This window comes from Komagataeibacter oboediens (assembly GCF_018491655.1).
GTDB lineage: Bacteria > Pseudomonadota > Alphaproteobacteria > Acetobacterales > Acetobacteraceae > Komagataeibacter > Komagataeibacter oboediens.
This window is the reverse complement of the sequence record NZ_JABLUU010000007.1, coordinates 20,738-46,629: the sequence shown is the minus strand read 5'-3', so window position 1 is coordinate 46,629 and position 25,892 is coordinate 20,738. Positions and strand designations below refer to the sequence as shown.

The 25,892-nt window shown below is 61.3% G+C and carries 19 protein-coding genes; all 19 read left to right on the top strand.

Annotation, left to right across the window (positions count from 1 at the left end; genetic code table 11):
• The first annotated feature begins 240 nt into the window (after positions 1–240).
• Positions 241–1,581, top strand: a complete 1,341-nt coding sequence (locus HNO79_RS07985; RefSeq protein WP_214165173.1) for a DNA recombination protein RmuC — start codon at positions 241–243, stop codon at positions 1,579–1,581.
• A gap of 50 nt (positions 1,582–1,631) precedes the next feature.
• Complete coding sequence (locus tag HNO79_RS07980; RefSeq protein ID WP_010513099.1) at positions 1,632–2,369, top strand: response regulator transcription factor; 738 nt, start codon at positions 1,632–1,634, stop codon at positions 2,367–2,369.
• Positions 2,359–3,756, top strand: a complete 1,398-nt coding sequence (locus HNO79_RS07975; protein WP_010513098.1) for a sensor histidine kinase — start codon at positions 2,359–2,361, stop codon at positions 3,754–3,756. Before HNO79_RS07980 ends, HNO79_RS07975 begins: the two co-directional genes overlap by 11 nt.
• A 156-nt stretch (positions 3,757–3,912) precedes the next feature.
• Positions 3,913–7,101 carry an efflux RND transporter permease subunit gene (locus HNO79_RS07970; RefSeq protein ID WP_214165174.1) on the top strand — a complete coding sequence of 1,063 codons (3,189 nt, stop codon included), beginning with the start codon at positions 3,913–3,915 and terminating at the stop codon, positions 7,099–7,101.
• Positions 7,098–8,384 carry an efflux RND transporter periplasmic adaptor subunit gene (locus HNO79_RS07965; protein WP_010513096.1) on the top strand — a complete coding sequence of 429 codons (1,287 nt, stop codon included), beginning with the start codon at positions 7,098–7,100 and terminating at the stop codon, positions 8,382–8,384. Before HNO79_RS07970 ends, HNO79_RS07965 begins: the two co-directional genes overlap by 4 nt.
• A complete protein-coding gene (locus HNO79_RS07960; RefSeq protein ID WP_052953089.1) occupies positions 8,381–10,003 on the top strand; it encodes an efflux transporter outer membrane subunit in 1,623 nt (540 codons plus the stop codon). Before HNO79_RS07965 ends, HNO79_RS07960 begins: the two co-directional genes overlap by 4 nt.
• A 112-nt stretch (positions 10,004–10,115) precedes the next feature.
• Positions 10,116–10,550 (top strand): 50S ribosomal protein L11, encoded by a 435-nt coding sequence (rplK, locus tag HNO79_RS07955; RefSeq protein WP_010513094.1) that lies wholly within the window; start codon positions 10,116–10,118, stop codon positions 10,548–10,550.
• 5 nt (positions 10,551–10,555) lie between these two features.
• On the top strand, positions 10,556–11,251 hold the full coding sequence (gene rplA / locus HNO79_RS07950; RefSeq protein ID WP_010513093.1) for a 50S ribosomal protein L1: 696 nt from the start codon (positions 10,556–10,558) through the stop codon (positions 11,249–11,251).
• A gap of 281 nt (positions 11,252–11,532) precedes the next feature.
• Positions 11,533–12,051 (top strand): 50S ribosomal protein L10, encoded by a 519-nt coding sequence (gene rplJ / locus HNO79_RS07945; RefSeq protein WP_010513092.1) that lies wholly within the window; start codon positions 11,533–11,535, stop codon positions 12,049–12,051.
• 102 nt (positions 12,052–12,153) lie between these two features.
• Positions 12,154–12,531, top strand: coding sequence for a 50S ribosomal protein L7/L12 (gene rplL / locus HNO79_RS07940; protein ID WP_010513091.1), 378 nt, complete (start codon positions 12,154–12,156; stop codon positions 12,529–12,531).
• A 257-nt stretch (positions 12,532–12,788) separates the two neighbouring features.
• Entirely contained in the window at positions 12,789–16,961 is a 4,173-nt protein-coding gene (gene rpoB / locus HNO79_RS07935) for a DNA-directed RNA polymerase subunit beta (RefSeq protein WP_214165175.1), read from the top strand.
• A 102-nt stretch (positions 16,962–17,063) separates the two neighbouring features.
• The gene (rpoC, locus tag HNO79_RS07930; RefSeq protein ID WP_048856920.1) at positions 17,064–21,260 is read left to right on the top strand and encodes a DNA-directed RNA polymerase subunit beta'; all 4,197 of its coding nucleotides are present in this window, start codon (positions 17,064–17,066) and stop codon (positions 21,258–21,260) included.
• Positions 21,261–21,674: 414 nt separating this feature from the next.
• Entirely contained in the window at positions 21,675–22,046 is a 372-nt protein-coding gene (gene rpsL / locus HNO79_RS07925) for a 30S ribosomal protein S12 (protein WP_023979007.1), read from the top strand.
• A 15-nt stretch (positions 22,047–22,061) separates the two neighbouring features.
• Positions 22,062–22,538, top strand: a complete 477-nt coding sequence (gene rpsG, locus HNO79_RS07920; protein ID WP_007399617.1) for a 30S ribosomal protein S7 — start codon at positions 22,062–22,064, stop codon at positions 22,536–22,538.
• A 93-nt stretch (positions 22,539–22,631) separates the two neighbouring features.
• The gene (gene tuf / locus HNO79_RS07915; RefSeq protein ID WP_010513087.1) at positions 22,632–23,822 is read left to right on the top strand and encodes an elongation factor Tu; all 1,191 of its coding nucleotides are present in this window, start codon (positions 22,632–22,634) and stop codon (positions 23,820–23,822) included.
• Positions 23,823–23,927: 105 nt separating this feature from the next.
• Positions 23,928–24,236, top strand: a complete 309-nt coding sequence (gene rpsJ / locus HNO79_RS07910; RefSeq protein ID WP_007282720.1) for a 30S ribosomal protein S10 — start codon at positions 23,928–23,930, stop codon at positions 24,234–24,236.
• Positions 24,237–24,246: 10 nt separating this feature from the next.
• The gene (gene rplC, locus HNO79_RS07905) at positions 24,247–24,930 is read left to right on the top strand and encodes a 50S ribosomal protein L3 (protein WP_029329235.1); all 684 of its coding nucleotides are present in this window, start codon (positions 24,247–24,249) and stop codon (positions 24,928–24,930) included.
• A 12-nt stretch (positions 24,931–24,942) separates the two neighbouring features.
• Complete coding sequence (gene rplD, locus HNO79_RS07900) at positions 24,943–25,557, top strand: 50S ribosomal protein L4 (RefSeq protein ID WP_048856918.1); 615 nt, start codon at positions 24,943–24,945, stop codon at positions 25,555–25,557.
• A 35-nt stretch (positions 25,558–25,592) separates the two neighbouring features.
• Entirely contained in the window at positions 25,593–25,889 is a 297-nt protein-coding gene (locus HNO79_RS07895) for a 50S ribosomal protein L23 (RefSeq protein WP_010513083.1), read from the top strand.
• Positions 25,890–25,892: the final 3 nt, after the last annotated feature.

Below are 25,892 nucleotides of genomic sequence, written 5' to 3'. Positions count from 1 at the left end.
GTGGATGGGTCCTCAAGAACGGTTCGGTTTCCGGCACCGCGAACGGGCGGGGTGAAGGCATGCCGGGGCACGCTAGTGGGTTTTGGCGCCATGCGAACCTGAAAATCAGGTGAAAGGCGGAATGTTACGGTTGCTGCATATCACGGTTGCCAGATATTCCAAAAAAACATGATGGCTTTACATCCCCGGCGTTACAGGGCACGGACATGTTTTGTTCTGTCTGATGGGAAATCATCCACCATGTCCGATATGTCCGGATCTGCGCTTTTGTGGCTCGGGGTGGTGTTTGCCGCCGTATCGTGCCTGGTGTCCCTGATCGTGCTGCGCCGTCTTTCGCTTATGGCAGGACAGGGGGAAGCGGACCAGCTGGCGCGGCTGTGCGTGATGATGGAGCGTGAGACCGCGGCCCGTGTGGCTGAAAACGAGGCCCAGCGCGCCCGCATGGCGGATATTGAACGCGCGCTGTCAACGCGGCTGGACCAGCGGCACCAGGAAATGACCGAAACCTTCAACCGCATCGCCCGCATGATGGGCCGCGACCTTGCGGACATGCGGGTGACGCAGTCCGAATCCCTGCGCGAAATGGCGGAGGAGGGCAGGCGGCAGAGTGATGAACTGCGCGCGGCCGTGAATGAACGCCTGCATCAGGCTGTTGAAAAGCAGATGCAGACATCCTTCCAGCGTGTGCTGGAACAGATTGCTGCCATGCAGAAGGCCATGGGCGAGGTTTCGGCCATGACCGCGCAGGTGGGCGATCTCAAGCGCCTGTTTTCCAACGTCAAGACACGGGGCGGGTGGGGTGAATCCCAGTTGCGCAGCATTCTGGATGACGTGCTGCCCGAAGGGGCGTACGAAACCAACCGCCGCCTGCGTGATGACAGCCGCGAGGTCGTGGAATTCGCCGTGCGCATGCCGGTACGCGCCACCGTGCCGCCAGTGCTGGCCATTGATTCCAAATTCCCGACCGAAGCCTACGAGCGCCTTCTGCAGGCGGTTGAGGATTGCAACCCCGATGCCGAACGCGCCGCGCGTCGCGCGCTGGAAACCACCCTGCGTATCGAGGCCCGCAAGATCGCGACCAAATATATCGTGCCGCCTGTCACGGTTGAATTCGCCGTCCTGTACCTGCCCACCGACGGGCTGTATGCCGAGGTTGCGCGGATTCCCGGCCTGCTGGACGAAATCGGCCGGACCTATCGCGTTATCGTGATGGGGCCGGGGTTGATGCCCGCCATGCTGCGGACCATTCACCTTGGTTACGTCACGCTTGCGCTGGAACGGCGCACTGATGACATCGCGCGCCTGCTGGGGGCCACGCGCCAGGAAATGCTGCGCATGGATGGGGTGCTGGAAAAACTGGCCCGCAATGCATCCGCCATGTCATCCTCCATTGATGAAGCCCGCAGGCGTACGGGCCTTGTCACCCGCAGGCTGCGTGAACTGGATGTGGATACCCACGCCGCACCTGCCAGGGATGACGGCTTTCCCCCACCGCCCGCCACGGATGATGGCGGCGGCGCGCAGACGGACATGGCGCCCGCATGGTCGCGGGAAGGGGCCGGAGGTATGGGGCGTAGCTGAAAACGATTTTAATTGGCCGTGTTCCGGCCCGCGCTGCATAAAGAGGAATCATGAGCGTTCCGTCCGAAACCCACCGTCCCGAAACCGTGCCCGTTCCCCCCACGGGCGGGGCCGCGCCGCGTGTCCTGCTGGTGGAGGATGACAGCAAGATCGCGCAGGAAGTGGCGGAGGAACTCGAAAGCCGCCAGTTTAATGTCCAGCATGAGGAGTCAGGCGCCGCCGGCCTGTCCATGGGGCTGAACGCGCATTTCGATGTCATGATCGTGGACCGCATGCTGCCCGAACTGGATGGCCTGACGCTGATCGAGACCCTGCGTGAGCGCAAGGTCCATGTGCCGGTGCTGGTGCTGTCCGCCCTGTCCGCGGTGGATGACAGGGTCAGCGGGCTGAAGGCGGGGGGCGATGATTACCTGACCAAGCCCTTCGCGATGGAGGAACTGGCCGCGCGGGTGGAGGCGCTGCTGCGCAGGCCCGATACGTCGCGCCGTACCATGCTGCGTGTCGGTCCGCTGGAAATGGACCTGATCGAGCGCACCGTCACGCGCGATGGCGTGCTTATTGACCTGCTGCCACGTGAATTCCGGCTGCTGGAATACCTCATGCGCCGACCGGGACAGGTGCTGACGCGCAACATGCTGCTGGAGGATGTGTGGAATTACCGCTTCATTCCCCAGACCAACCTGGTTGACGTGCATATCGGCAAGCTGCGCCGCAAGATCGATGAAAGCGGCAGGCCGCCCCTGATCCAGAGCATCCGCGGCGCGGGGTTCATGCTGCGTGATTCGTAACGAACTGTTCCGTACCGCCACCTTCCGCCTGACGCTGGCGGTGGTGGCGGCAATGATCGGTTCGGCGGCGTTGCAGTTCTTTTTCGGCTACAGCCAGGCCAGCGTGTTCGAGGCCCGGCGTTCGGACATGCTGCTGCTGCGCGAGGCCGGTATCCTGCAGCGCGAAACCCCCGCCGAACTGGAACAGCAGGTGCGTGACCGCGCCACCGATGACCTGCGCATCATCATGAACGTCACGACGCTGTTTGATACGCAGCAGCATTACATCGTGGGCGACCTGCACAGCTGGCCCACCGGACTGGTGGCGGACGGGCATGTGCATGTCATCGGGCCGGAGGCGATGGGCGGCGGTTCCGCCACGGTGCTGCGCATGGTGGCGGTCAGCGTGCCGGGGGGACGGTACCTGGTGCTGGGGCGAAGCCGGCACATGCGCACCGAGCTGCGGCTGATGATGCGGCATTCCATGCTGGTTTCGATCGTGCCGACCGTCCTGTTTGCGCTGGTTACGGGCATCATCCTCAGCCACCGCGCCCTGTCACGCGTAAAGGATATGCATGAGGCCATCGACCGGATCATGGAAGGTGACCTGCATGAACGTCTGCCGGCGGGAAAGCAGGATGATGACCTCCAGCGCCTTGCGGGCAGCGTCAACCGCATGCTGGACCGGCTGGAGCAGCTGCTGGATGAAATACGCGACGTGGGCAACGACATCGCCCATGACCTGCGCACGCCCCTGGCGCGCGTACGTGCCCGCCTTGACCGTGCACTGAACGCCGATCATTCGGCGGCCGCGCTGCGCAATGTCATTTCCCGGACCATAGATGATCTGGACCAGTCCTTTTCCATCATCACCGCGCTGTTGCGTATTGGCGAGATCGAGAACGGCCGCAGGCGCGCGGGCTTCGGTACGGTGGACCTTGACACGCTGGTGACCGACATAGTGGACCTGTATGAACCCATTGCCGAAACCAAGGGCATCCGTCTGTCGCATGTGGCCGGTGACGGGCCGATACAGGTGCAGGGGGACCGGGACCTGCTGATCGAGGTGCTGGCCAACCTGGTGGACAATGCCATAAAGTTCACACCCGAACGCGGGTGGGTGGAAATCCGTACCCGCATGAGCGGAGACTGTGCGCTGCTGCAGGTTGTCGATACCGGCATCGGCATTCCGGCGGAGGAACGCAAGGCCGTCATGGGGCGTTTCTACCGTTCGGACAAAAGTCGCCACATTCCCGGCAGCGGGCTTGGCCTCAGTCTGGTGTCGGCCATTCTGGCGCTGCATCACGCGCGGCTCGACATCATGCCGTCGCGCATGCATGACAGCCTGCCCGGCGTGACAATGAGCATCATTTTCCCACCGTCGAACGTGATCCAGACCGGAAACTAAATTGAAATTTCATTTGCCACCCGTCCTGCCCCCATTAACACCAGAAGGACAGACGGGGAGACGAGATATGTACGAACACCACCTGTCCGGGTCCGTGCGCGACACGGAATCCGTAACCGGCGGTCAGCCGACAGGGCGGATGGAAACAGGTCACGCATGAACGGTATCGTCGTTACCGCGCTCAAGCGGCCCTATACTTTCGTTGTCCTGTCCATCCTTATTGTCGTGTTCGGTGTCCGTGGCCTGCTGCGCACGCCAACCGACGTTTTCCCCAGCATCAACATTCCCGTCGTTGCGATCTGCTGGACCTATACCGGTCTCATGCCCGAAGACATGTCGGGCCGCGTCGTCTATTATTACGAACGCGCGCTGACCGCGACGGTCAACAATATCGAACATATCGAAAGCCAGTCCTATTACGGACGCGGCATCGTGAAGGTGTTCTTCCAGCCCGGCACCGATACCGCCGTGGCGCAGACGCAGATCACCTCCGTCTCCCAGACCGTCATCAAGCAGATGCCCGCGGGCATGACGCCGCCACTGGTGCTGACCTACAACGCATCATCCGTGCCGGTGCTGACGTTGCAGGTGTCGTCCGATTCCATGACGGCGTCGCAGATCTATGACATGTCCTCCAACCTGATCCGGCCGGCGCTGGTTTCGGTGGCGGGTGCGGCCATTCCCAACCCGTATGGCGGCCAGCCGGGCAATATCATGGTCGATCTGGACCAGAGCAAGCTGTTGGCCCATGGTCTGTCCGCAACCGATATCGGCAACGCGCTGGGCAAGCAGAACATCGTGCTGCCTGCCGGTGACCAGCAGATCGGCGCGTTTGACTGGATGGTCCAGACCAATGCCTCGCCAGAGGAAATAGACAGTTTCAACAACATGCCCATCAAGCAGGAAGGCAACGCCGTCGTCTACCTGCGTGACGTGGCATGGGTGCATGCCGGTGGCCCGCCCCAGACCAACATGGTGCTGGTCAAGGGGCATCAGGCGGTGCTGATCGTCATCATGAAAAGTGGCGATGCCTCCACCCTGTCGGTGGTCAGCGGGATCAAGGCGCTGCTGCCGTCCATCGTGCGCACGCTGCCGCCTGGGGTGGACATTACCGTGCTGGGCGACGCCTCGACCTTCGTGAAGGAGGCGGTGCGTGACGTGGTGCAGGAAATGGGCACTGCCGCCCTGCTGACCAGCCTTGTGGTGCTTCTGTTCCTCGGGTCGTGGCGATCGACGGTCATCATCGCCACCTCCATCCCGCTGGCCATGCTGTGTTCGGTCATCGGGCTGGGCATGGCGGGGCAGACCATCAATGTCATGACGCTGGGCGGGCTTGCGCTTGCGGTCGGTATCCTGGTGGATGACGCGACTGTCATGATCGAGAACATCGACGCCCATCTGGAAATGGAAAAGGATCTGGAAACGGCCATCATTGATGCCGCCAACCAGATTGTTATCCCCACCTTTGTGTCCACATTATGTATCTGTATCGTGTGGATGCCGCTGTTCCAGCTGACGGGTGTCGCGGGCTGGCTGTTCATGCCCATGGCCGAAGCCATCATCTTCGCCATGATCGCGTCCTTCATCCTGTCGCGCACGCTGGTGCCGACCATGGCCAAATACATGCTGGCGGCACAGGTCGAGGCGCATGCGGCGGCCAGGGCGGCGGGCGGCCACCAGGAACCACGCAATATCTTCGGACGCTTCCAGCAGGGGTTCGAGCGGAAATTCGTGACCTTCCGCAACCGCTATCGCGCCATTCTGGAACATCTGATCAGCATACGCGGCCGGTTCGTGCCGATATTCGGCATCGCGGCGTTTTCCTCACTCGTGCTGCTGGTGTTCGCGGGGCAGGACTTCTTCCCCGAAATCAATTCCAACGCGCTGGCGCTGCACATGCGCGCGCCGATGGGCACCAAGATCGCGGAAGCCGGCAAGATTTCCATGCTGGTGAATGACGAGATCGAACGCCTGCTGCCGGGACAGGTCGAGGGGATCGTCAACAACTGCGGCCTGCCGTTCAGCCCGCTCAACCAGGCCTTCATTCCCACGCCGACCGTAGGCGCGCAGGACTGTGACCTGACCGTGACGCTGAAGAACGAGGAAGCGCCCGTTGCCAAATTCCGCACCATCCTGCGCAAGGGACTGGCGGAGAAATTCCCGGGTACCGAACTCACTTTCATGCCGGCTGACCTTACGGCCAAGATCCTGAACTTCGGCCTGCCTGCGCCGCTGGATGTGCAGGTGACGGGGCGTAACCTGTACGCCAATTTCGATTTTGCCGAAAAGCTGGCCGAAAAGCTGCGCCATGTTACCGGCATTGCCGACGTGGCAGTGCAGGAACCGCTGAATACGCCCACGCTGCGCGTCAATGCGCGCCGGACCTATGCGCTGGGCACCGGCCTGACAGAAGCGGATGTGGCGAACAATGCGCTGGCCGTCCTGTCGGGTAGCGGGCAGGTGGCGCCGACCTACTGGCTGGACCCCAAGACGGGGGTGTCGCACCTGGTGGATATCCAGACGCCGCTGCAGTTCCTGCAGACCATGAACGACCTCGAGACCATTCCCATCGACAAGGGGGACGGCAACCCGCAGGACAGGGCGCCCCAGATTCTGGGCGGGCTGAGCGATATCGTGCAGACAGGCACGCCGGGCGAGGTCTCGCACTACAACATCATGCCGGTGTTCAATATCTACGCCTCGACCGAGGGGCTGGACCTTGGCGCGGTCTCGCGTGAAGTCGCGCGGGTGGTGGACAGCGTGCGCAAGGACCTGCCCGCTGGCTCCAGCCTGACGATCCGTGGGCAGGCGGAGACCATGAACGGCGCCTATATCCAGCTGATCGGCGGGCTGGCGATGTCGATCCTGCTGGTGTACCTGATCATCGTGGTCAACTTCCAGTCGTGGATGGATCCGTTCATCATCATTACCGCGCTGCCCGGTGCGCTGGCCGGTATTTCATGGAGCCTGTTCCTGACGCATACCGCGCTGTCAGTGCCTGCGTTGACGGGGGCGATCATGTGCATGGGCACGGCCACGGCCAATTCCATCCTTGTCGTCTCGTTCGCGCGGGAACGGATGGATGTGCATGGGGATGCGCTGCGGGCCGCGATCGAGGCGGGGTATGAACGTATCCGCCCCGTGCTGATGACGGCGTCGGCCATGATCATCGGCATGCTGCCCATGTCACTGAGCAATTCGCAGAATGCCCCGCTGGGCCGTGCCGTCATGGGCGGCCTGCTGGTTGCGACCTGCGCCACGCTGCTGTTCGTACCCTGCGTATTCGCCCTGATTCATTCCAAAAAGTCCAAGAAGTCCGCCGTTGGCGAAGGAGAGCACGCATGACCGCCACAGGCGAAAACCCCCCGCCGCGCATGTCCGGGCGTGCACGGCTGTATGTCACCCTGGGTGGGGTTGTGGTGGCCGCCATTGTTGCGGGTGGCATCCTTGAACGCCGGATCCATGTCTCGCACCTGAAGGACGCGGCACAGGATGCCGCCATTCCCCGCGTGCAGGTGATCCTGCCGCAGAAGGGGCCCAAGACGCGTACGCTGGACCTGCCGGGCAATATCTCGGCATGGTATCAGGCGCCGATCTTCGCGCAGGTCTCGGGCTATGTGCAGATGTGGTACAAGGATATCGGCGCGAAGGTGAAGGCGGGCGAGATCCTCGCCACCATCGACACGCCGGGGCTGGATGCGCAGTACGCCGCGTCCAAGGCCAATTTTGACGTGGCCATGGCGCGGTACAGGCTGGCGCAGATCACGGCCCGACGCTGGCGCGCGCTGCAGGGCACGCAGGCCGTGTCGCAGCAGGAAGTGGACGTGCAGGCCGCCAATGCCGAAGTCAACCAGGCGGAGGTCGAGGCCGCGCGGCATGAAGTCTCCCGCTATGCCGCGCTGATCGCGTTCAAGCAGATCGTGGCCCCGTTTGACGGGGTCGTGACATCCCGCCTGGCCGATGTGGGCGATTACGTGAACGCCGGTGGCGGGGATGTCTCCTCACGCGGGAACGCGACCGAACTGTTCAGCGTGGCGGACGTGCACCGCATGCGCGTGTTCGTGTCCGTGCCGCAGGATTATGCCGACATCATCAGCCCCAAGCTGGAAGGCGATGTATCTGTGCCGCAGTATCCGGGGCGGGTGTTCAAGGCCAAGTTCCTTGCCACGGCAAAGGCGTTCAGCGCCGGCACGCGTACCGTGACGACGGAACTGGTGGTGGACAACGACAAGCGTGAACTGTGGCCGGATTCCTATGCCAATGTACACTTTGTCGCACCCGGTGACCCCGATATCCTGATAGTTCCCGAAGGTGCCCTGGTGTTTCGCGCTCAGGGCATGCAGGTGGCGGTCGTGGACGCCGATGACCGCATACGCCTGCGCAATGTAACGGTTGGCACCAATCTGGGGACGAAAGTGCAGGTTCTGGCGGGTATCGGTCCAAAGGACCGGATTGTGAACAACCCCTCGGCTGGACTGCTGGAGGGCCAGAAGGTCTATCTGGTCGGCGCGACGCCGGGATATAACGACGCTGGCGCCACGGCCTCGCCAGCGGTGGACAAGGGTGACGACGTGCGGGCCATGCCGGCAGGGGACAGCAACGCAGGCGATACGGGGGTGCGTCAATGAATGGAGCGCCACGCGACCTGCCCTGCGCCCGCCTGTCGCGTCGCATGCTTTCGCTGGCGGGATGCGCCGCCATTGCCGGTACGCTGGCGGGCTGCGTTGACCTGGCCCCAAAATATCATGCCCAGCATTACATGCTGCCCGACAACTGGAAGGGTGACGGGGTGATGCAGTTCGGCACCCCGCAGGATGCCGTAGCCCGTGGTGACTGGTGGAAGGTCTTCCATGACTCCACCCTTGATGAACTGGAGGAACGCGCCAGCCACCTGAACCCCAACCTGCAGGCCGATGCGGAAGCCTTCACCCAGGCGCGTGACATCGCGGCGGAAGCACAGTCGAACCTGTATCCGCAGATCACCGGTGGGGCAGGGGCATCCCAGAACCAGGCATCCAGCCACCGGCTGTGGCGTGGCGCGGGGTCGCAGGGTCCGATCTACATGTCATCCGAGCAGTACAGCGCTGCCGCACGGTGGGAGCCGGATTTCTGGTCCGCCATCCGTAACCGCAGGCGCGTCCAGCAGCGTCTGGCGCAGGCGGCGGCGGCAGATTTCGCGGTGGCAAGGCTGAGCATCCAGTCCGAACTGGCCAATGACTACATGCAGCTGCGCGGGATGGATGCGCAGCACGCGGTCTATCTCGACTCGATCCGGTATTACGAAACCGCAGTCAAGATCACCAAGATGCGGCAGGCTGGCGCGATTGCGGCCGGGATCGACGTATCGCGCGCGCAGACGCAGCTGTCCTCCACCCAGGCGTCGGATACGGACCTGCAGGCCCGACGCGCCGTGATGGAACACGCCATTGCGATTCTGGTAAACGTGACGCCAACCAGTTTCCATATCCAGCCCCGTGCGCAGATTACGTTTCCCAAGGTCGCGACGCCTGTCGGCATTCCCGCCACCCTGCTGGAACGGCGTCCCGACATTGCCAGTGCCGAACGGCATATGGCGGCGGCGAACCGCGCCATTGGCGTGTCACGCGCCGCGTTCTATCCGCGTGTAACCTTCAGCGCGACAGCCGGTTTCATGGATAACGGCTTCACGCTCGATAAATTCGCCAACGGCATGTACAACTATGCCGCGCAGGCGGTCATGCCCCTGTTCCAGGGTGGTTTGCGGCGCGCGGAAGTGCAGCGCAACTGGTCTCAGTACCGGCAGGCGGAAGACCAGTACCGCGCCATCGTGCTGGATGCATTCAAGGATGTGGAAGACGGCCTGAGCCTGACCCATGACCTGAATATCGAATCCGTCCAGCAGGCCGAGGCCGTGCAGGCCTCCATGCGTACGCAGAACATGACCATGCAGCTTTATACCGGTGGGCTGACCAACTACCTCGACGTGGTGGTGGCACAGGTGGCGGCGCTGCAGGCCCGTATTGCGGAGGTGCAGGTGGAAACGCGCTACATGCAGGCGCAGGTGGAACTGATCCGTTCACTGGGCGGGGGCTGGACCACGGCCGAACTGCCCAATAACAAGCAGATCAAGCCGTTTGGTCCCCTGCAGTACACGCATATGCGCATGCCACGGTCCTTCAGTGGCGTGAATGTTGATAATGGCCCCGATTCCCTGGACCTGTCGGGCAGGTCATTTCATGACGGGGACTTGACAGCACCCTCCAAATAGCGGTAGGTGCGCGCCTCTTATCGGAACGCGGGAGGTCGCGCTTCCTGCCCATGCGGGGCAGGGGCGGGCCACCAGAACCGCGGTCCGGGTGAAACAGTCAGGAGCCCCGGATATGGCCAAAAAAATCGTTGGCTACATCAAGCTGCAAATCCCCGCCGGCAAAGCGAATCCGTCCCCACCGGTTGGTCCGGCACTGGGTCAGCGCGGCCTGAACATCATGCAGTTCTGCAAGGAGTTCAACGCAAAGACGCAGGGTCTCGAACCCGGTATGCCGATTCCCGTCGTCATTACCGCGTATGCCGACCGTACGTTCAGCTTCATTACCAAGACCCCGCCGAACACCTACTTCCTGATGAAGGCCGCCAAGATTTCCAAGGGCAGCTCGACCGTAGGCAAGGCCGCGTCCGTCGGTAAGGTCACGATTGCGCAGCTGCGCGAGATTGCCGAGACGAAGCAGAAAGACATGAACGCCAACGATATCGACGGCGCCGTGCGCATGCTGGCGGGTTCCGCCCGCTCCATGGGTCTCGACGTGGTGGAGGGCTGATTACAATGGCAAAGAACAAGCGTCTGACCGCAGCCCGCGCCGCTGTCGATAGCATGAAGCAGTATGGTCTTGATGAGGCCATCAACCTGGTCAAGCAGAACGCCAAGGCGAAGTTTGACGAGACCGTCGAAATCTCCATGAATCTTGGCATCGACCCGCGTCATGCCGACCAGATGGTCCGTGGCCTGCTGTCCCTGCCCAACGGCACGGGCAAGACCCTGCGTGTTGGTGTGTTCGCCCGTGGCCCGAAGGCCGAGGAAGCGACGGCCGCCGGTGCCGACGTGGTTGGTGCCGAGGATCTGGCTGAAAAGGTGAAGGCGGGCGAAATCGAGTTCGACCGCTGCATCGCGACGCCGGACATGATGGCGCTGGTTGGTCGTCTGGGTAAGATCCTTGGCCCGCGTGGCCTGATGCCGAACCCCAAGCTGGGCACCGTGACCATGGACGTGAAGGGCGCGGTTTCCGCAGCCAAGTCCGGTCAGGTCGAATACCGCGCGGAAAAGGCCGGTATCGTGCATGCAGGCGTTGGCAAGGCATCGTTTGACGAAGCCAAGCTGGCCGAAAACATCCGTGCGTTCGTGGACGCCGTCCAGAAGGCCCGCCCCGCGGGTGCGAAGGGCACGTATGTCAAGAAGATCGCCCTGTCCTCCACCATGGGGCCGGGTGTTACGGTTGACGCGTCCGCTTTCACCGCGGGCTGATCGACTGAAGGATGACCTTGCCCCGTAAAAAGGGCGAGGGAACAGGAGATGGCGACCCTGTCGCCATTTTCCGAACCTGTCCATGACCGGATGTGGCGTAAGCCTTGATTGCCTGCACGGGCTGCAACCGGGAGACGGGGATTGCCGGATCGGGGCGAAAGCCCGCACTGGTTGTTCCGTTTGAAAGGACAGGCGAACCGGGGTGCCGCAGGCTTGCCGCGCGCCCCAAGGGTAAACCCTATCTGCCGGTTCATGCCGGCAGATGATGATGGAGACGGGATTTGGACCGTACGGAGAAGCGGGAGTTTGTTGCCTCCCTCGCAGCCGTGTTCGCGAAGACGTCCATGGTCATCGTCACCCGTAATGACGGGCTGAGCGTGGCTGATGTGACGGAACTTCGGCGTCGCGTGCGTGCGGCAGGAGCTACACACAAGGTCGCGAAGAACCGGCTGGCCTCTCTCGCCCTGGCAGGGACCCAGTTCGAAGGCATCAAGCCGCTGCTGAAGGGGCCGACCGCGTTGTCGTGGGCGGATGAACCCGTGGCAGTGGCGAAGGTGCTGGTCGAGTTCGCCAAAACCAATGACAAGCTTGTTCTGCTCGGTGGATCGCTTGGTGCCCAGACGCTCAACGTCGAAAGCATCAAGGCTCTGGCCGAGCTGCCGTCCCTGGACGTTCTGCGCGCGCAGCTGGTGGGGCTTATCTCCACGCCGGCAACGCGTATCGCAGGCGTGCTCCAGGCGCCGGCCGGACAGCTTGCACGGGTTTTTGGTGCCTATGCCAAGACGGGCGAAGCAGCCTGAGACCTATGACCCGGCCCGCCGGGTTATCAACAAAATGGCATTTTCCTGAAAAAACGGGATTGTGCTGTGCCAACCAGTGTATAAATTAGGAAGACCAAAATTATGGCCGATCTGAACAAGATTGTTGAAGACCTGTCCGCTCTGACCGTTCTGGAAGCTGCCGAGCTGTCCAAGCTGCTGGAAGAGAAGTGGGGCGTTTCCGCTGCTGCTCCGGTTGCCGTGGCTGCTGCACCGGGTGCCGCTGCTGGTGGCGCGCCGGCAGAAGAAAAGACGGAATTCGACGTTGTCCTGACCAAGGCGGGCGACAAGAAGATCAACGTGATCAAGGAAATCCGCGCGATCACGGGTCTGGGCCTGAAGGAAGCCAAGGATCTGGTCGAGGGTGCGCCCAAGACCATCAAGGAAGGCGCCAGCAAGGATGAAGCCGAAAAGATCAAGAAGACCCTTGAAGACAACGGCGCTTCTGTCGAAATCAAATAAGTTGGCCAATCGGGATGCGTCCGTTATGACGCACTCTGGCTAATTGTTCAGGTGAGGGTGGAAACCGTCTGGTTTCCGCCCCCTTGGCCGTTACAGGCACCCTGGCCGCAAGGCTTCGGGTGCCTTTGGTGGTAGATGGGGTCGGTCAGGGCATTACGCCCGGATGCGGCCCGCCAAGGATTTTTACGGGCCGCGCAGTCCGCGTGACATTCGTGTCACGGTCGTGCGGACCTGTGTGGATGGGGGCTGGATAGGCGATGAACGCGATTACAAAATCGTTCACGGGACGCAAACGCATCCGCAAGAGCTTCGGGCACATACCCGAGGTCGCTCCGATGCCCAATCTGATTGACGTGCAGCGGGCAAGCTACGAAACGTTCCTTCAGATGAATGTGGCGCCCGACAGCCGGACGCCGACGGGCCTGCAGGAAGTGTTCCGTTCCGTCTTTCCGATCAATGACTTTGCAGGGCGCGGGCGTCTGGAATTCGTCAGCTATGAGCTGGAGGAGCCGAAATATGACGTCGAGGAATGCATTCAGCGTGGCCTGACCTTTGCCGCGCCGCTGAAGGTGATCCTGCGCCTGATCGTGTGGGACGTGGATGAAGATACCGGGTCGCGCTCGATCCGCGATATCAAGGAACAGCCGGTCTATATGGGCGACATGCCGCTCATGACCGATAACGGCACCTTCATCATCAACGGAACCGAGCGTGTCATCGTCAGCCAGATGCACCGCAGCCCGGGCGTGTTCTTCGATCACGACAAGGGCAAGACCCATTCTTCGGGCAAGTTCCTGTTCGCGGCGCGTGTCATTCCCTATCGCGGCTCGTGGCTCGATTTCGAATTCGACAGCAAGGACCTGATCTACGTCCGCATCGACCGCAAGCGCAAGCTGCCGGTCACCACGCTGCTGTACGCCCTGGAAGGTGCGGAGTCCGAAGCCGCCCGCGCCGCCAAGGCCGCCGAGGGCGGGGACGTGGAGTCCATGGAAATCCAGGGCATGTCCCCGGACGAGATCCTGAGCTACTTCTATGGCAAGGTCGAATTCGCCAAGACGGAAAAGGGCTGGGCCCGCCGTTTTGATGCGGACGCCTTCCGTGGCATGAAGCTGCTCGAGCCGCTGATTGACGCCCAGACGGGTGAGGAAGTGGCCCCGGTCGACGCGAAGCTGACCGCCCGCATGGTCCGCAAGATTGCGGAAACCACCACGGAAGTGCTGGTTGGCCCCGCTGGCCTGATCGGGCGTTTCATCGCATCCGACATCGTCAACGAGAACACGGGCGAGATCTATGCCGAAGCCGGTGACGAACTGACCGAGCAGAAGCTGGAAGAACTTGAGGAAGCCGGCCTGACCACCCTGTCCACCCTGGCGGTGGACGCGGCCAACGGCCCGTGGATCCGCAACACGCTTGCGGTGGACAAGAACGCCTCGCGCGATGAGGCGCTGACCGACATCTACCGTGTCATGCGCCCCGGTGAACCGCCGACGCCCGAGACGGCGGAAGCCATGTTCTCCGGCCTGTTCTTCGATCCCGACCGTTATGACCTGTCCGCCGTGGGGCGCGTGAAGATGAACATGCGCCTTGGCGTGGACGTGCCCGACACGGTGCGTGTCCTGCGCAAGGAAGACATCCTGCGTACCGTCAAGATCATGTGCGAGCTGAAGGACGGTCGCGGCGCGATCGACGACATCGACAACCTTGGCAACCGTCGCGTGCGTTCGGTTGGCGAGCTGATGGAAAACCAGTACCGCGTCGGCCTGCTGCGCATGGAGCGCGCCATCCGCGAACGCATGGGTTCGGTCGACATCGATACGGTCATGCCGCATGACCTGATCAACGCCAAGCCGGCGGCCGCTGCGGTGCGTGAGTTCTTCGGTTCCTCCCAGCTCAGCCAGTTCATGGACCAGACCAACCCGCTGTCGGAAGTTACGCACAAGCGTCGTCTTTCCGCACTCGGTCCGGGGGGGCTGACACGTGAGCGTGCAGGCTTCGAGGTCCGTGACGTTCACCCGACGCATTATGGCCGTATCTGCCCGATCGAGACGCCCGAAGGCCCGAACATCGGTCTGATCAACTCGCTGGCCACTTACGCCAAGGTGAACAAGTACGGCTTTATCGAAACCCCGTACCGCATGGTGGAAGACGGCGTCCTTCAGGATGGCTGGAAGTATCTTTCCGCCATGGAGGAAGAAAAGCTGGTCGTCGCCCAGGCTGATGCCAGCCAGGATGCACAGGGTCACCTGACGGACGATCTGGTTTCGGTGCGTCGTGGTGGTGACTTCCGCCAGGTTCCGCCCACCGATGTGACGGCATGCGACGTGTCGCCCAAGCAGCTTGTCTCGGTCGCTGCGGCCCTCATCCCGTTCCTTGAGAACGATGACGCCAACCGTGCGCTGATGGGCTCGAACATGCAGCGTCAGGCCGTGCCGCTGGTGCGTTCCGATGCGCCTCTGGTCGGCACGGGCATGGAAGCCGCCGTGGCGCATGACTCGGGTGCCGCAATCGTTGCGCGTCGCCATGGTATCGTGGACCAGATCGATGGTGCCCGTATCGTTGTCCGTGCGACGGACGAGGCCGGTGCGACGCAGGGCGTGGATATCTACCGCCTGCGCAAATACATGCGTTCCAACCAGTCCACCTGCATCAACCAGCGTCCGCTGGTGCGCGTGGGTGATCAGGTCCGCGCGGGTGAGATTATCGCTGATGGTCCGTCCACGGAACTTGGTGAACTGGCGCTGGGCCGCAACGTGCTGGTCGCGTTCATGCCCTGGAATGGTTACAACTTTGAAGATTCGATTCTGATTTCCGAACGGATCGCGCGTGATGACGTCTTTACCTCGATCCATATCGAGGAATTCGAGGTCATGGCCCGTGATACCAAGCTGGGTCAGGAAGAAATCACCCGCGATATCCCGAATGTCGGTGAGGAAGCACTGCGCAACCTCGACGAAGCCGGGATCGTGTATGTGGGCGCCGAGGTGAACCCCGGTGACATCCTGATCGGCAAGGTCACGCCGAAGGGCGAAAGCCCGATGACGCCGGAAGAAAAGCTGCTGCGCGCCATCTTCGGTGAAAAGGCGTCTGACGTCCGTGACACCTCGCTCAAGCTGCCGCCTGGCACGACAGGTACCATTGTTGATGTGCGCGTGTTCTCCCGCCGTGGCGTGGATAAGGACGAGCGCGCCATGGCCATCGAGCGCGCCGAGATCGAACGCCTCGCCAAGGACCGTGACGATGAACGCGCCATTCAGGAACGTTCGTTCTACAACCGGCTGCGTGAACATCTGATTGGCCAGACGGCTGGCACGGGCTTCAAGGGCATCCGTTCCGGCACGGTCATTACGGATGAGGTCCTGTCCGAACATCCGCGTGGCGCATGGCGCAACATCACCGTGATGTCTGACGAGGTCATGGCGGAACTGGAAACGCTGCGTCGTGAATTCGATGCCGCCGTTGCCAAGATCCAGGCCCGTTTCGACAACAAGGTGGAAAAGCTGCAGCGCGGTGACGAACTGCCGCCGGGCGTGATGAAGATGGTCAAGGTCTTTGTCGCGGTGAAGCGCAAGCTGCAGCCGGGTGACAAGATGGCTGGCCGTCACGGCAACAAGGGTGTCGTCTCCCGCGTTGTGCCGGTCGAGGACATGCCGTTCCTTGAGGATGGTACGTCGGTCGATCTGGTGCTGAACCCGCTGGGTGTGCCGTCGCGCATGAACGTGGGGCAGATCCTTGAGACGCATCTGGGCTGGGCCTGCGCCAATATCGGGCGTCAGGTGGCGCAGCTGGCCGATGAATACCAGCGCCACGGTGAAAAGCGGCAGGAACTGCTGGATGAACTGAAGTCGATCTACGGCGACGCGGTTTATGACGAGCAGATCGGTGACATGACCGATGCCCAGCTGCTGGAGCTGTGTGGCAACCTGCGCAAGGGCGTGCCGATCGCAACGCCGGTGTTCGATGGTGCGTCCATCCCGGATATCGAGACCATGCTGCAGAAGGCCGGCGTGGATAAATCCGGGCAGTCGCAGCTGATCGACGGACGCACGGGGGAACCGTTTGAGCGTAAGACCACGGTTGGTTACATCTACATGCTCAAGCTGCATCACCTTGTCGATGACAAGATCCATGCCCGTTCCATCGGCCCGTACTCGCTGGTGACCCAGCAGCCGCTGGGTGGTAAGGCGCAGTTCGGTGGGCAGCGCTTTGGTGAAATGGAAGTGTGGGCGCTGGAAGCTTACGGCGCCGCCTACACACTGCAGGAAATGCTGACGGTCAAATCGGATGACGTATCCGGTCGTACCAAGGTGTATGAAGCCATCGTGCGCGAGCAGGATGATTTCGAAGCCGGTATTCCGGAAAGCTTCAACGTCCTGATCAAGGAACTGAAGTCCCTTGGCCTGAATGTTGACCTGGAACAGAGCGGTTCCTGACCGGACCTTAATGTTGCACGTCGGTCCATACATTTTTCTTTCAGGAGTGGGAGCAGGTAACGCGGCTGCTTCCGCTTCATTCCCTCAGGGGGTTTGCGGCGCATGAATGAACTCATGAAGATCCTTGGTCAGGGCGGCCAGGCCATGACCTTCGATCAGATCAAGATCCAGCTGGCTTCGGCCGAGCAGATCCGTTCCTGGTCGTACGGCGAGATCAAGAAGCCCGAGACCATCAACTACCGGACATTCAAGCCGGAACGTGATGGCCTGTTCTGCGCGCGGATATTCGGTCCGATCAAGGATTACGAATGTCTGTGCGGCAAGTACAAGCGGATGAAATTCCGCGGTATCATCTGCGAAAAGTGCGGCGTTGAAGTGACGCTGGCGAAAGTCCGGCGCGAGCGCATGGGCCATATCGAACTCGCCAGCCCCGTTGCCCATATCTGGTTCCTCAAGTCGCTGCCCAGCCGTATCGGCCTGATGGTCGACATGACGCTGAAGGATCTGGAAAAGATCCTGTATTTCGAAAGCTACGTGGTTCTGGAACCCGGCACGTCGCCGCTCAAGCAGTACAGCCTGCTGACGGAAGACCAGTACCTTGATGTCATGGATGAGCATGGCGACGAGGGGATCGAGGTCGGGATCGGCGCGGAAGCGATCAAGAAGATCCTGGAACGCATCGACTGCAAGGTCGAAAAGGAAGAACTGCGCCAGGAACTGAAGGACACCACGTCCGAGGCCAAGCGCAAGAAGCTGGTCAAGCGCCTGAAGCTGGTCGAGGCCTTTGCCGACAGTGAATCGCGCCCGGAATGGATGATCCTGGACCTGGTGCCGGTCATTCCGCCTGAACTGCGCCCGCTGGTGCCGCTGGATGGTGGCCGGTTCGCGACATCGGACCTGAATGACCTGTACCGTCGCGTCATCAACCGTAACAACCGTCTCAAGCGGCTGATCGAACTGCGTGCGCCGGACATCATTGTCCGTAACGAAAAGCGCATGCTGCAGGAATCGGTCGATGCACTGTTTGACAACGGCCGCCGTGGCCGCGCCATTACCGGTGCGAACAAGCGTCCGCTGAAGTCGCTGTCCGACATGCTGAAGGGCAAGCAGGGTCGCTTCCGTCAGAACCTACTGGGCAAGCGCGTCGACTATTCCGGCCGTTCGGTCATCGTGGTCGGGCCGGAGCTGAAGCTGCACCAGTGTGGTCTGCCCAAGAAGATGGCGCTGGAGCTGTTCAAGCCGTTCATTTACTCCAAGCTGGAAAAATACGGTCACGCCACCACCATCAAGGCCGCGAAGCGGATGGTGGAAAAGGAACGTCCCGAGGTCTGGGATATCCTTGAAGAAGTGATCCGTGAACATCCCGTCATGCTCAACCGCGCGCCGACGCTGCACCGTCTGGGTATCCAGGCGTTCGAACCGGTGCTGATCGAAGGCAAGGCGATCCAGCTGCACCCGCTGGTCTGCACCGCCTTCAACGCGGACTTTGACGGTGACCAGATGGCCGTGCACGTCCCGCTGAGCCTCGAAGCCCAGCTGGAAGCGCGCGTGCTGATGATGTCCACCAACAACATCCTCAGCCCCGCCAACGGCAAGCCCATCATCGTGCCGTCACAGGATATCGTGCTGGGGCTGTACTACCTCAGCCTCGAGACGCCGGAATTCCGTGCGACGCCTGACCAGAACAGCTATGATGACAAGGGGCAGGTGACGGTTGCGGGCGCGCCGTCCTTCTCCAGCGTTGGCGAAGTGGAATATGCGCTCAGCACGGGCGCCGTGAAGCTGCATGACAAGATTCGCGCGCGGATCGAGAATGTCGATGCCGAGGGCAAGGTTACACGCGAAACCGTCGTGACCACGCCGGGTCGCATGCTCGTGGCCCAGATCCTGCCGCGCAATGCGGCGCTGCCGTTCTCGCTGATCAACCGCCAGCTGACCAAGAAGATCGTGTCGGACGTCATTGATGCGGTCTACCGTCACTGCGGCCAGAAGGAATGCGTGATCTTCTGTGACCGCCTGATGGGCCTCGGGTTCCGCCATGCGGCGAAGTCGGGCATTTCCTTCGGCAAGGACGACATGATCGTCCCGACCGAGAAGAAGGAACTGGTCGATCGCACCGCCGCCGAGGTGAAGGAGTTCGAGCAGCAGTATCAGGACGGTCTGATCACCGCAGGCGAGCGCTATAACAAGGTGGTCGATGCATGGTCGCGGTGCACGGATGAAGTGCAGGCCGCGATGATGAAGGAGATCTCCAAGCAGGAAATCGGCAAGCCGACCAATTCGGTGTGGATGATGAGCCACTCCGGTGCCCGTGGGTCGCCAGCTCAGATGAAGCAGCTGGCCGGCATGCGTGGCCTGATGGCCAAGCCGTCGGGTGAGATCATCGAACAGCCGATCATCGCCAACTTCAAGGAAGGTCTGTCGGTTCTCGATTACTTCACGTCCAGCCATGGTGCGCGTAAGGGCCTGGCCGATACCGCGCTGAAGACCGCGAACTCGGGTTACCTGACCCGCCGTCTGGTCGACGTGGCGCAGGACAGCATCATTGTCGAGGAAGATTGCGGCACCGAACGCGGCCTGACGGTCCGTGCGGTCATGGATGGCGGCGAAGTCGTTGCCTCCCTGTCCGAGCGTATGCTGGGTCGTACGCTGGCGGCTGACGTGCTGGATCCGGCAACCGGCAAGGTGCTGTTCCCGCGCAACACGCTGATTGAGGAAGCCCAGGCGGAGCAGATCGAGAAGGCGGGTGTCGAAAGCCTGCTGATCCGCTCCGTGCTGACCTGTGACAGCCGCGTGGGCGTATGTGGTCACTGCTATGGCCGTGACCTTGCACGTGGCACGCCGGTCAATATCGGTGAAGCCGTGGGTGTCATCGCCGCGCAGTCCATCGGTGAGCCGGGCACCCAGCTGACCATGCGTACCTTCCATATCGGTGGTGCGGCGCAGCGTGGCGCCGAGCAGTCGATGGTCGAGGCGTCGCGTGACGGCAAGGTGACGATCCGCAACAAGAACGTTGTGCATAACAGTCAGAACGTGCCCATCGTCATGTCGCGTAACTGCGAAATCCTGCTGACGGATGATCGTGGCACCGAACGCGCCCGTTACCGTGTGCCCTATGGTGCGCGCCTGCTGGTGGAAGACGGGGCGGCGGTAACGCGCGGCCAGAAAATGGCCGAGTGGGATCCGTATACCCTGCCGATCATCACCGAGCAGCCCGGTAAGGTTGAATACCTCGACCTGATCGACTCCATCACCCTGGTGGAGCGGATGGATGAGGTGACCGGCCTGACATCGAAGGTGGTCGTGGACTACAAGCAGGCTTCCAAGGGGATCGACCTTCGTCCGCGCCTGCAGCTGAAGGATGCCAATGGCGATGTCGTGAAGCTGGCCAACGGTAACGACGCCCGCTACTTCCTGTCGCCTGACTCACTGCTGTCGGTCGAGAACGGCGCACAGGTCAATGCAGGTGACGTGCTGGCCCGTATTCCGCGTGAAGGGTCCAAGACGCGTGATATTACCGGTGGTCTGCCGCGCGTGGCCGAACTGTTCGAGGCGCGTCGTCCGAAGGACCATGCCATCATCTCGGAAACCGAGGGGCGTGTGGAATTCGGCAAGGATTACAAGTCCAAGCGCCGTGTCATCGTGAAGAACGACGAGACGGGCGAGGAGACGGATTACCTGATCCCCAAGGGCAAGCACGTTTCCGTTCAGGAAGGCGACTTTGTCCAGGTTGGCGATCCGCTGGTCGATGGTCCGCGCGTGCCGCATGACATTCTGAAGGTTCTGGGTGTCGAGGCGCTGTCCGACTATCTCGTCAACGAGATTCAGGACGTCTACCGACTGCAGGGCGTGAAGATCAATGACAAGCACATTGAAGTCATCGTGCGCCAGATGCTGCAGAAGGTGGAAATCCTTGAGCCGGGTGATACGACCTACCTGATCGGTGAGACGGTGGACCGTATCGAGTTCGAGGAAGAGAACACGAAGCGCCTGAACATGGGTGAACGTCCTGCTGTTGCCATGCCTGTGCTGCAGGGCATCACGAAGGCGTCGCTGCAGACGCAGTCCTTCATCTCCGCCGCATCCTTCCAGGAGACCACACGTGTCCTGACAGAGGCTGCCACGGCGGGTAAGAAGGATACGCTGAACGGCCTGAAGGAAAACGTGATTGTCGGCCGCCTGATCCCGGCAGGGACGGGCAGTGTGATGAACAAACTCCGTGCCGTTGCGGCGGGTGAAGACAAGCAGCGTCTGGCCCAGGCCCGCGCTGCGGTGGCCACCACCAAGGCCGCCGAATAACAATACGAGTGAAATGCCAGGTACCGCAGGTCGGTATCTGGCATGATTCGGTGCTGCACTATTGTCACCATCCGATTCAGGCGGTATCAGCGGCCTGACGGAGCGGTGCTCCGAGTCCGATGGAACAGAGTCGCTCTGTCGGACTGCTAGCGAATCCTGCGCAAGGCTTGACTTTTGGTCAGTTTGCCCGTAGGTAACGCGCCCTCGGCTAGCCCTGTCTGAAAGACGTCGTTGGCCGTCGAATGCAGCATGCAGACATGCGGTGCCGCAGTCCGGGAATCGGGCTGCCCAGGCCGGATGTAAATATGATGCCCGAACGGATGGTTGTCATTCGTTGGGGTTTTGTTGTGAACGACAGTCGGCAACCAGATATGGGGTTGGCCGGCCGAATTTTGTAAGGATCGGGAAAGGCGTATGCCGACCATCAACCAGTTGATCGCGAAAGGTCGCGAGCCCGCAGCCAAACGCAACAAGGTTCCTGCTCTGCAGGGCTGTCCGCAGAAGCGTGGCGTTTGTACTCGTGTTTACACAGTCACACCAAAGAAGCCGAACTCGGCTCTGCGTAAGGTGGCGAAAGTACGCCTGACCAACGGTTATGAGGTTGTGAGCTATATTCCAGGTGAGGGGCATAACCTCCAGGAACATAGTGTTGTCCTGATCCGTGGTGGTCGCGTTAAGGATCTTCCTGGCGTGCGTTATCACATCCTGCGCGGCGTTCTGGACACCCAGGGTATCGCCAAGCGTCGTCAGCGTCGCTCGCTCTATGGCGCGAAGCGTCCTAAGTAAAAGGAATAACGAGGCATGAGTCGCCGTCATCGCGCAGTAAAGCGCGAGATTCTCCCCGATCCGAAATTTGGTGATGTCGTCATTACGCGTTTCATGAACGCCCTGATGTACGACGGCAAGAAGTCCACCGCCGAAGGGATCGTCTATGGCGCCCTTGAGGTGCTGCGTCGCCGTGGTGGCGCGGCTGCGGACCCTGTGGTCATGTTCCACAGCGCGCTGGACAACGTCAAGCCGGCTGTCGAGGTGCGTTCCCGCCGTGTTGGTGGCGCCACCTATCAGGTTCCGGTCGAAGTCCGGGCCGAGCGCCGTCAGGCGCTGGCAATCCGCTGGCTGATCGACGCGTCGCGCAAGCGGGGCGAGAACACCATGCAGGATCGTCTGTCGAACGAACTTCTTGATGCCGTCAACAATCGTGGCGCAGCGGTCAAGAAGCGCGAAGACACGCACCGCATGGCCGAAGCCAACAAGGCATTCAGTCATTACCGCTGGTAAAGGCGGTCTGTCCGGTATATCTACCGGCCCGGCTTCCGAAACGGAACTTTCCAACCCGACTCTCAGCACGAGGCTGAGTTAACGGAGAAAACGATGGCAAAGGCTAAATTTGAGCGGAATAAGCCGCACTGTAACATCGGTACGATTGGTCACGTCGATCACGGCAAGACCTCTCTGACCGCTGCTATCACCAAGACGCTGGCGAAGGCCGGTGGTGCGGAATTCAAGGCGTACGACATGATCGACGCCGCGCCGGAAGAGCGCGCCCGTGGCATCACCATCTCGACCGCCCACGTCGAGTACGAGACCGCGAAGCGTCACTACGCACACGTCGACTGCCCCGGCCACGCCGACTATGTGAAGAACATGATCACCGGTGCGGCGCAGATGGATGGCGCGATCCTGGTTGTGTCCGCTGCTGACGGCCCGATGCCGCAGACGCGTGAGCACATCCTGCTTGCCCGTCAGGTTGGCGTGCCGGCCCTGGTCGTGTTCCTGAACAAGGTTGACCAGGTTGACGATCCGGAACTGCTGGAACTCGTCGAAATGGAAGTGCGTGAGCTGCTGTCCGCTTACCAGTTCCCGGGCGACGATATCCCCATCATCAAGGGTTCGGCCCTGGTGACGCTGGAAGACGGTGATCCGGAAGTTGGCGAAAAGCGCGTTCTCGACCTGATGAACGCTGTTGACGACTACATTCCGCAGCCGGAGCGTCCGATCGACCGTCCGTTCCTGATGCCGATCGAAGACGTGTTCTCCATCTCCGGTCGTGGCACCGTGGTGACGGGCCGTGTCGAGCGTGGCGCCGTGAACGTTGGTGACGAAATCGAGATCGTTGGCCTGCGTCCGACGCAGAAGACGACCGTGACCGGCGTTGAAATGTTCCGCAAGCTGCTTGACCGCGGTGAAGCCGGTGACAACATCGGTGCGCTGCTGCGTGGCACGAAGCGTGAAGACGTTGAGCGTGGCCAGGTGCTGGCAAAGCCGGGTTCCATCACCCCGCACACCAAGTTCAAGGCAGAAGCCTACATCCTGACGAAGGAAGAGGGTGGCCGTCACACGCCGTTCTTCACCAACTATCGTCCGCAGTTCTATTTCCGCACGACCGACGTCACCGGCGTTGTTCACCTGCCGGAAGGCACGGAAATGGTCATGCCTGGCGATAACGTCGCCATGGATGTGGAGCTGATTGCTCCGATCGCCATGGATGAAGGCCTGCGCTTCGCTATCCGCGAAGGTGGCCGCACCGTTGGTGCAGGTGTTGTTGCTTCCATCACTGCGTGATTGGACAGTAACTGAAGTGTGGGATCCCGGTCGGAGCGATCCGGCCGGGTTTCCATTGCGGATCGGGTTCCCCCGAATCAGGTAAAGTTGGACTGAAACAGAAAGATGGACAACCAGAACATCCGCATTCGCCTGAAGGCGTACGATCATCGGGTGCTTGACAACAGCACGAAAGAGATCGTCAACACGGCGAAGCGTACGGGTGCGCGGGTTCGGGGTCCTATCCCGCTGCCGACGCATATTGAACGGTTCACCGTGAACCGCTCCCCCCACGTGGATAAGAAAAGCCGCGAGCAGTTCGAAATTCGGACCCATCGCCGGCTGCTCGACATTGTCGAGCCGACCCCGCAGACCGTGGACGCTCTCATGAAACTCGACCTCGCCGCTGGCGTGGATGTCGAGATTAAACTCTAAGGTCCAGACGATGCGCACCGGATTGATCGCAAAAAAGCTGGGTATGACCCGGCTGTTCAAGGAAGACGGCACACATGTGCCGGTGACTGTCCTGCAGGTTGATGATCTGCAGGTGGTTGATGTCCGTACGACCGAGCGTGATGGCTATACTGCCGTCCAGCTCGGGTCGGGCAAGGCCAAGGTCAAAAATGTGTCGAAGCCGAACCGCGGCCATTTTGCCAAGGCCAAGGTCGAGCCCAAGAAGAAGCTGGCTGAATTCCGCGTTGCGGATGATGCCGTCCTGGAAGTCGGGGCTTCTCTGTCCGCTACCCACTTTGTGGTGGGACAGAAGGTGGACGTTACCGGCACCAGCAAGGGTAAGGGTTTTGCCGGCGCGATGAAGCGCTGGAACTTTGCCGGTCTCGAAGCCACCCACGGTGTCTCGATCAGTCACCGTTCGCACGGTTCGACGGGTAACCGTCAGGATCCGGGCAAGGTTTTCAAGAACAAGAAGATGGCCGGCCATCTCGGTTCCGAGCGTGTGACCACGCTGAACCTCGAGATTGCGGCTGTTGACGCCGAAAAGAACCTGATCATGATCCGCGGCTCCGTGCCGGGTGGAAAGAATGAATCGGTTCTCGTTCGTGATGCGATCAAGAAGGCCCGTCATGCCGAGGCGCCGTATCCGGCGGCCCTGGTTGAGGCTGCGGGCTGAGGATAGAGGGCAATGGATTACGATATCAAAACCCTCGATAACGGAAGCGCAGGCAAGACCAGCCTTCCCGACGAGATTTTCGCTGCAACACCGCGCACGGATATTATGGCGCGTGTGGTGCACTGGCAGCTGGCAAAGCGACGGGCCGGTACGCATAAGGTCAAGGGCATGGGGGAAATCTCCGGCACGACCAAGAAGCCGTATCGCCAGAAGGGCACCGGCAGCGCCCGTCAGGGTTCGCTGCGTTCGCCGCAGTACCGCACCGGTGGTGTGGTCCACGGCCCGGTCGTGCGCGACCATGGCTATGACCTGCCCAAGAAGGTGCGCCGTCTGGGTCTGATTTCCGCGCTGTCGCAGAAGGCTGCCGAAGGGAAGCTGGTCGTGCTTGATGCCGCGACCGCCTCGGGCAAGTCTGCTGAACTTGCGAAGAAGCTGAAGGTTCTGGGCTGGACTTCCGCCCTGATCGTGGACGCCGCCGTTGAAGAAAACTTTGGCCGTGCCGCGCGCAACCTTCCGAAGATCGACATTCTCCCGACCATCGGTGCGAATGTCTATGACATCCTCAACCACGATGTGCTGGCCATTACCCGCGCAGGCGTGGAGGGACTGAAGGAGCGTCTGGCATGACCAACATCCTGGCAATCCGCAAGAAAGCGGAACGCATGTCGCGCGAAGCGATGTACGACATCATCCGCTCGCCCCTGATCACGGAAAAGGCCACGGCCCTGTCCGAAAAGAATCAGGTCGGTTTCAAGGTCGCGATCGACGCGACGAAGCCGGAAATCAAGGTGGCGGTCGAAACGCTGTTTGGCGTGAAGGTTCTGGGTGTCAACACGCTCATCCAGAAGGGTAAGGCCAAGCGCTTCAAGGGACGTCCCGGTCAGCGCTCGGATGTGAAGAAGGCGTTTGTCCAGCTTGCAGAAGGTCAGTCCATTGACCTGACCGCGAAGCTGGTCTGACGT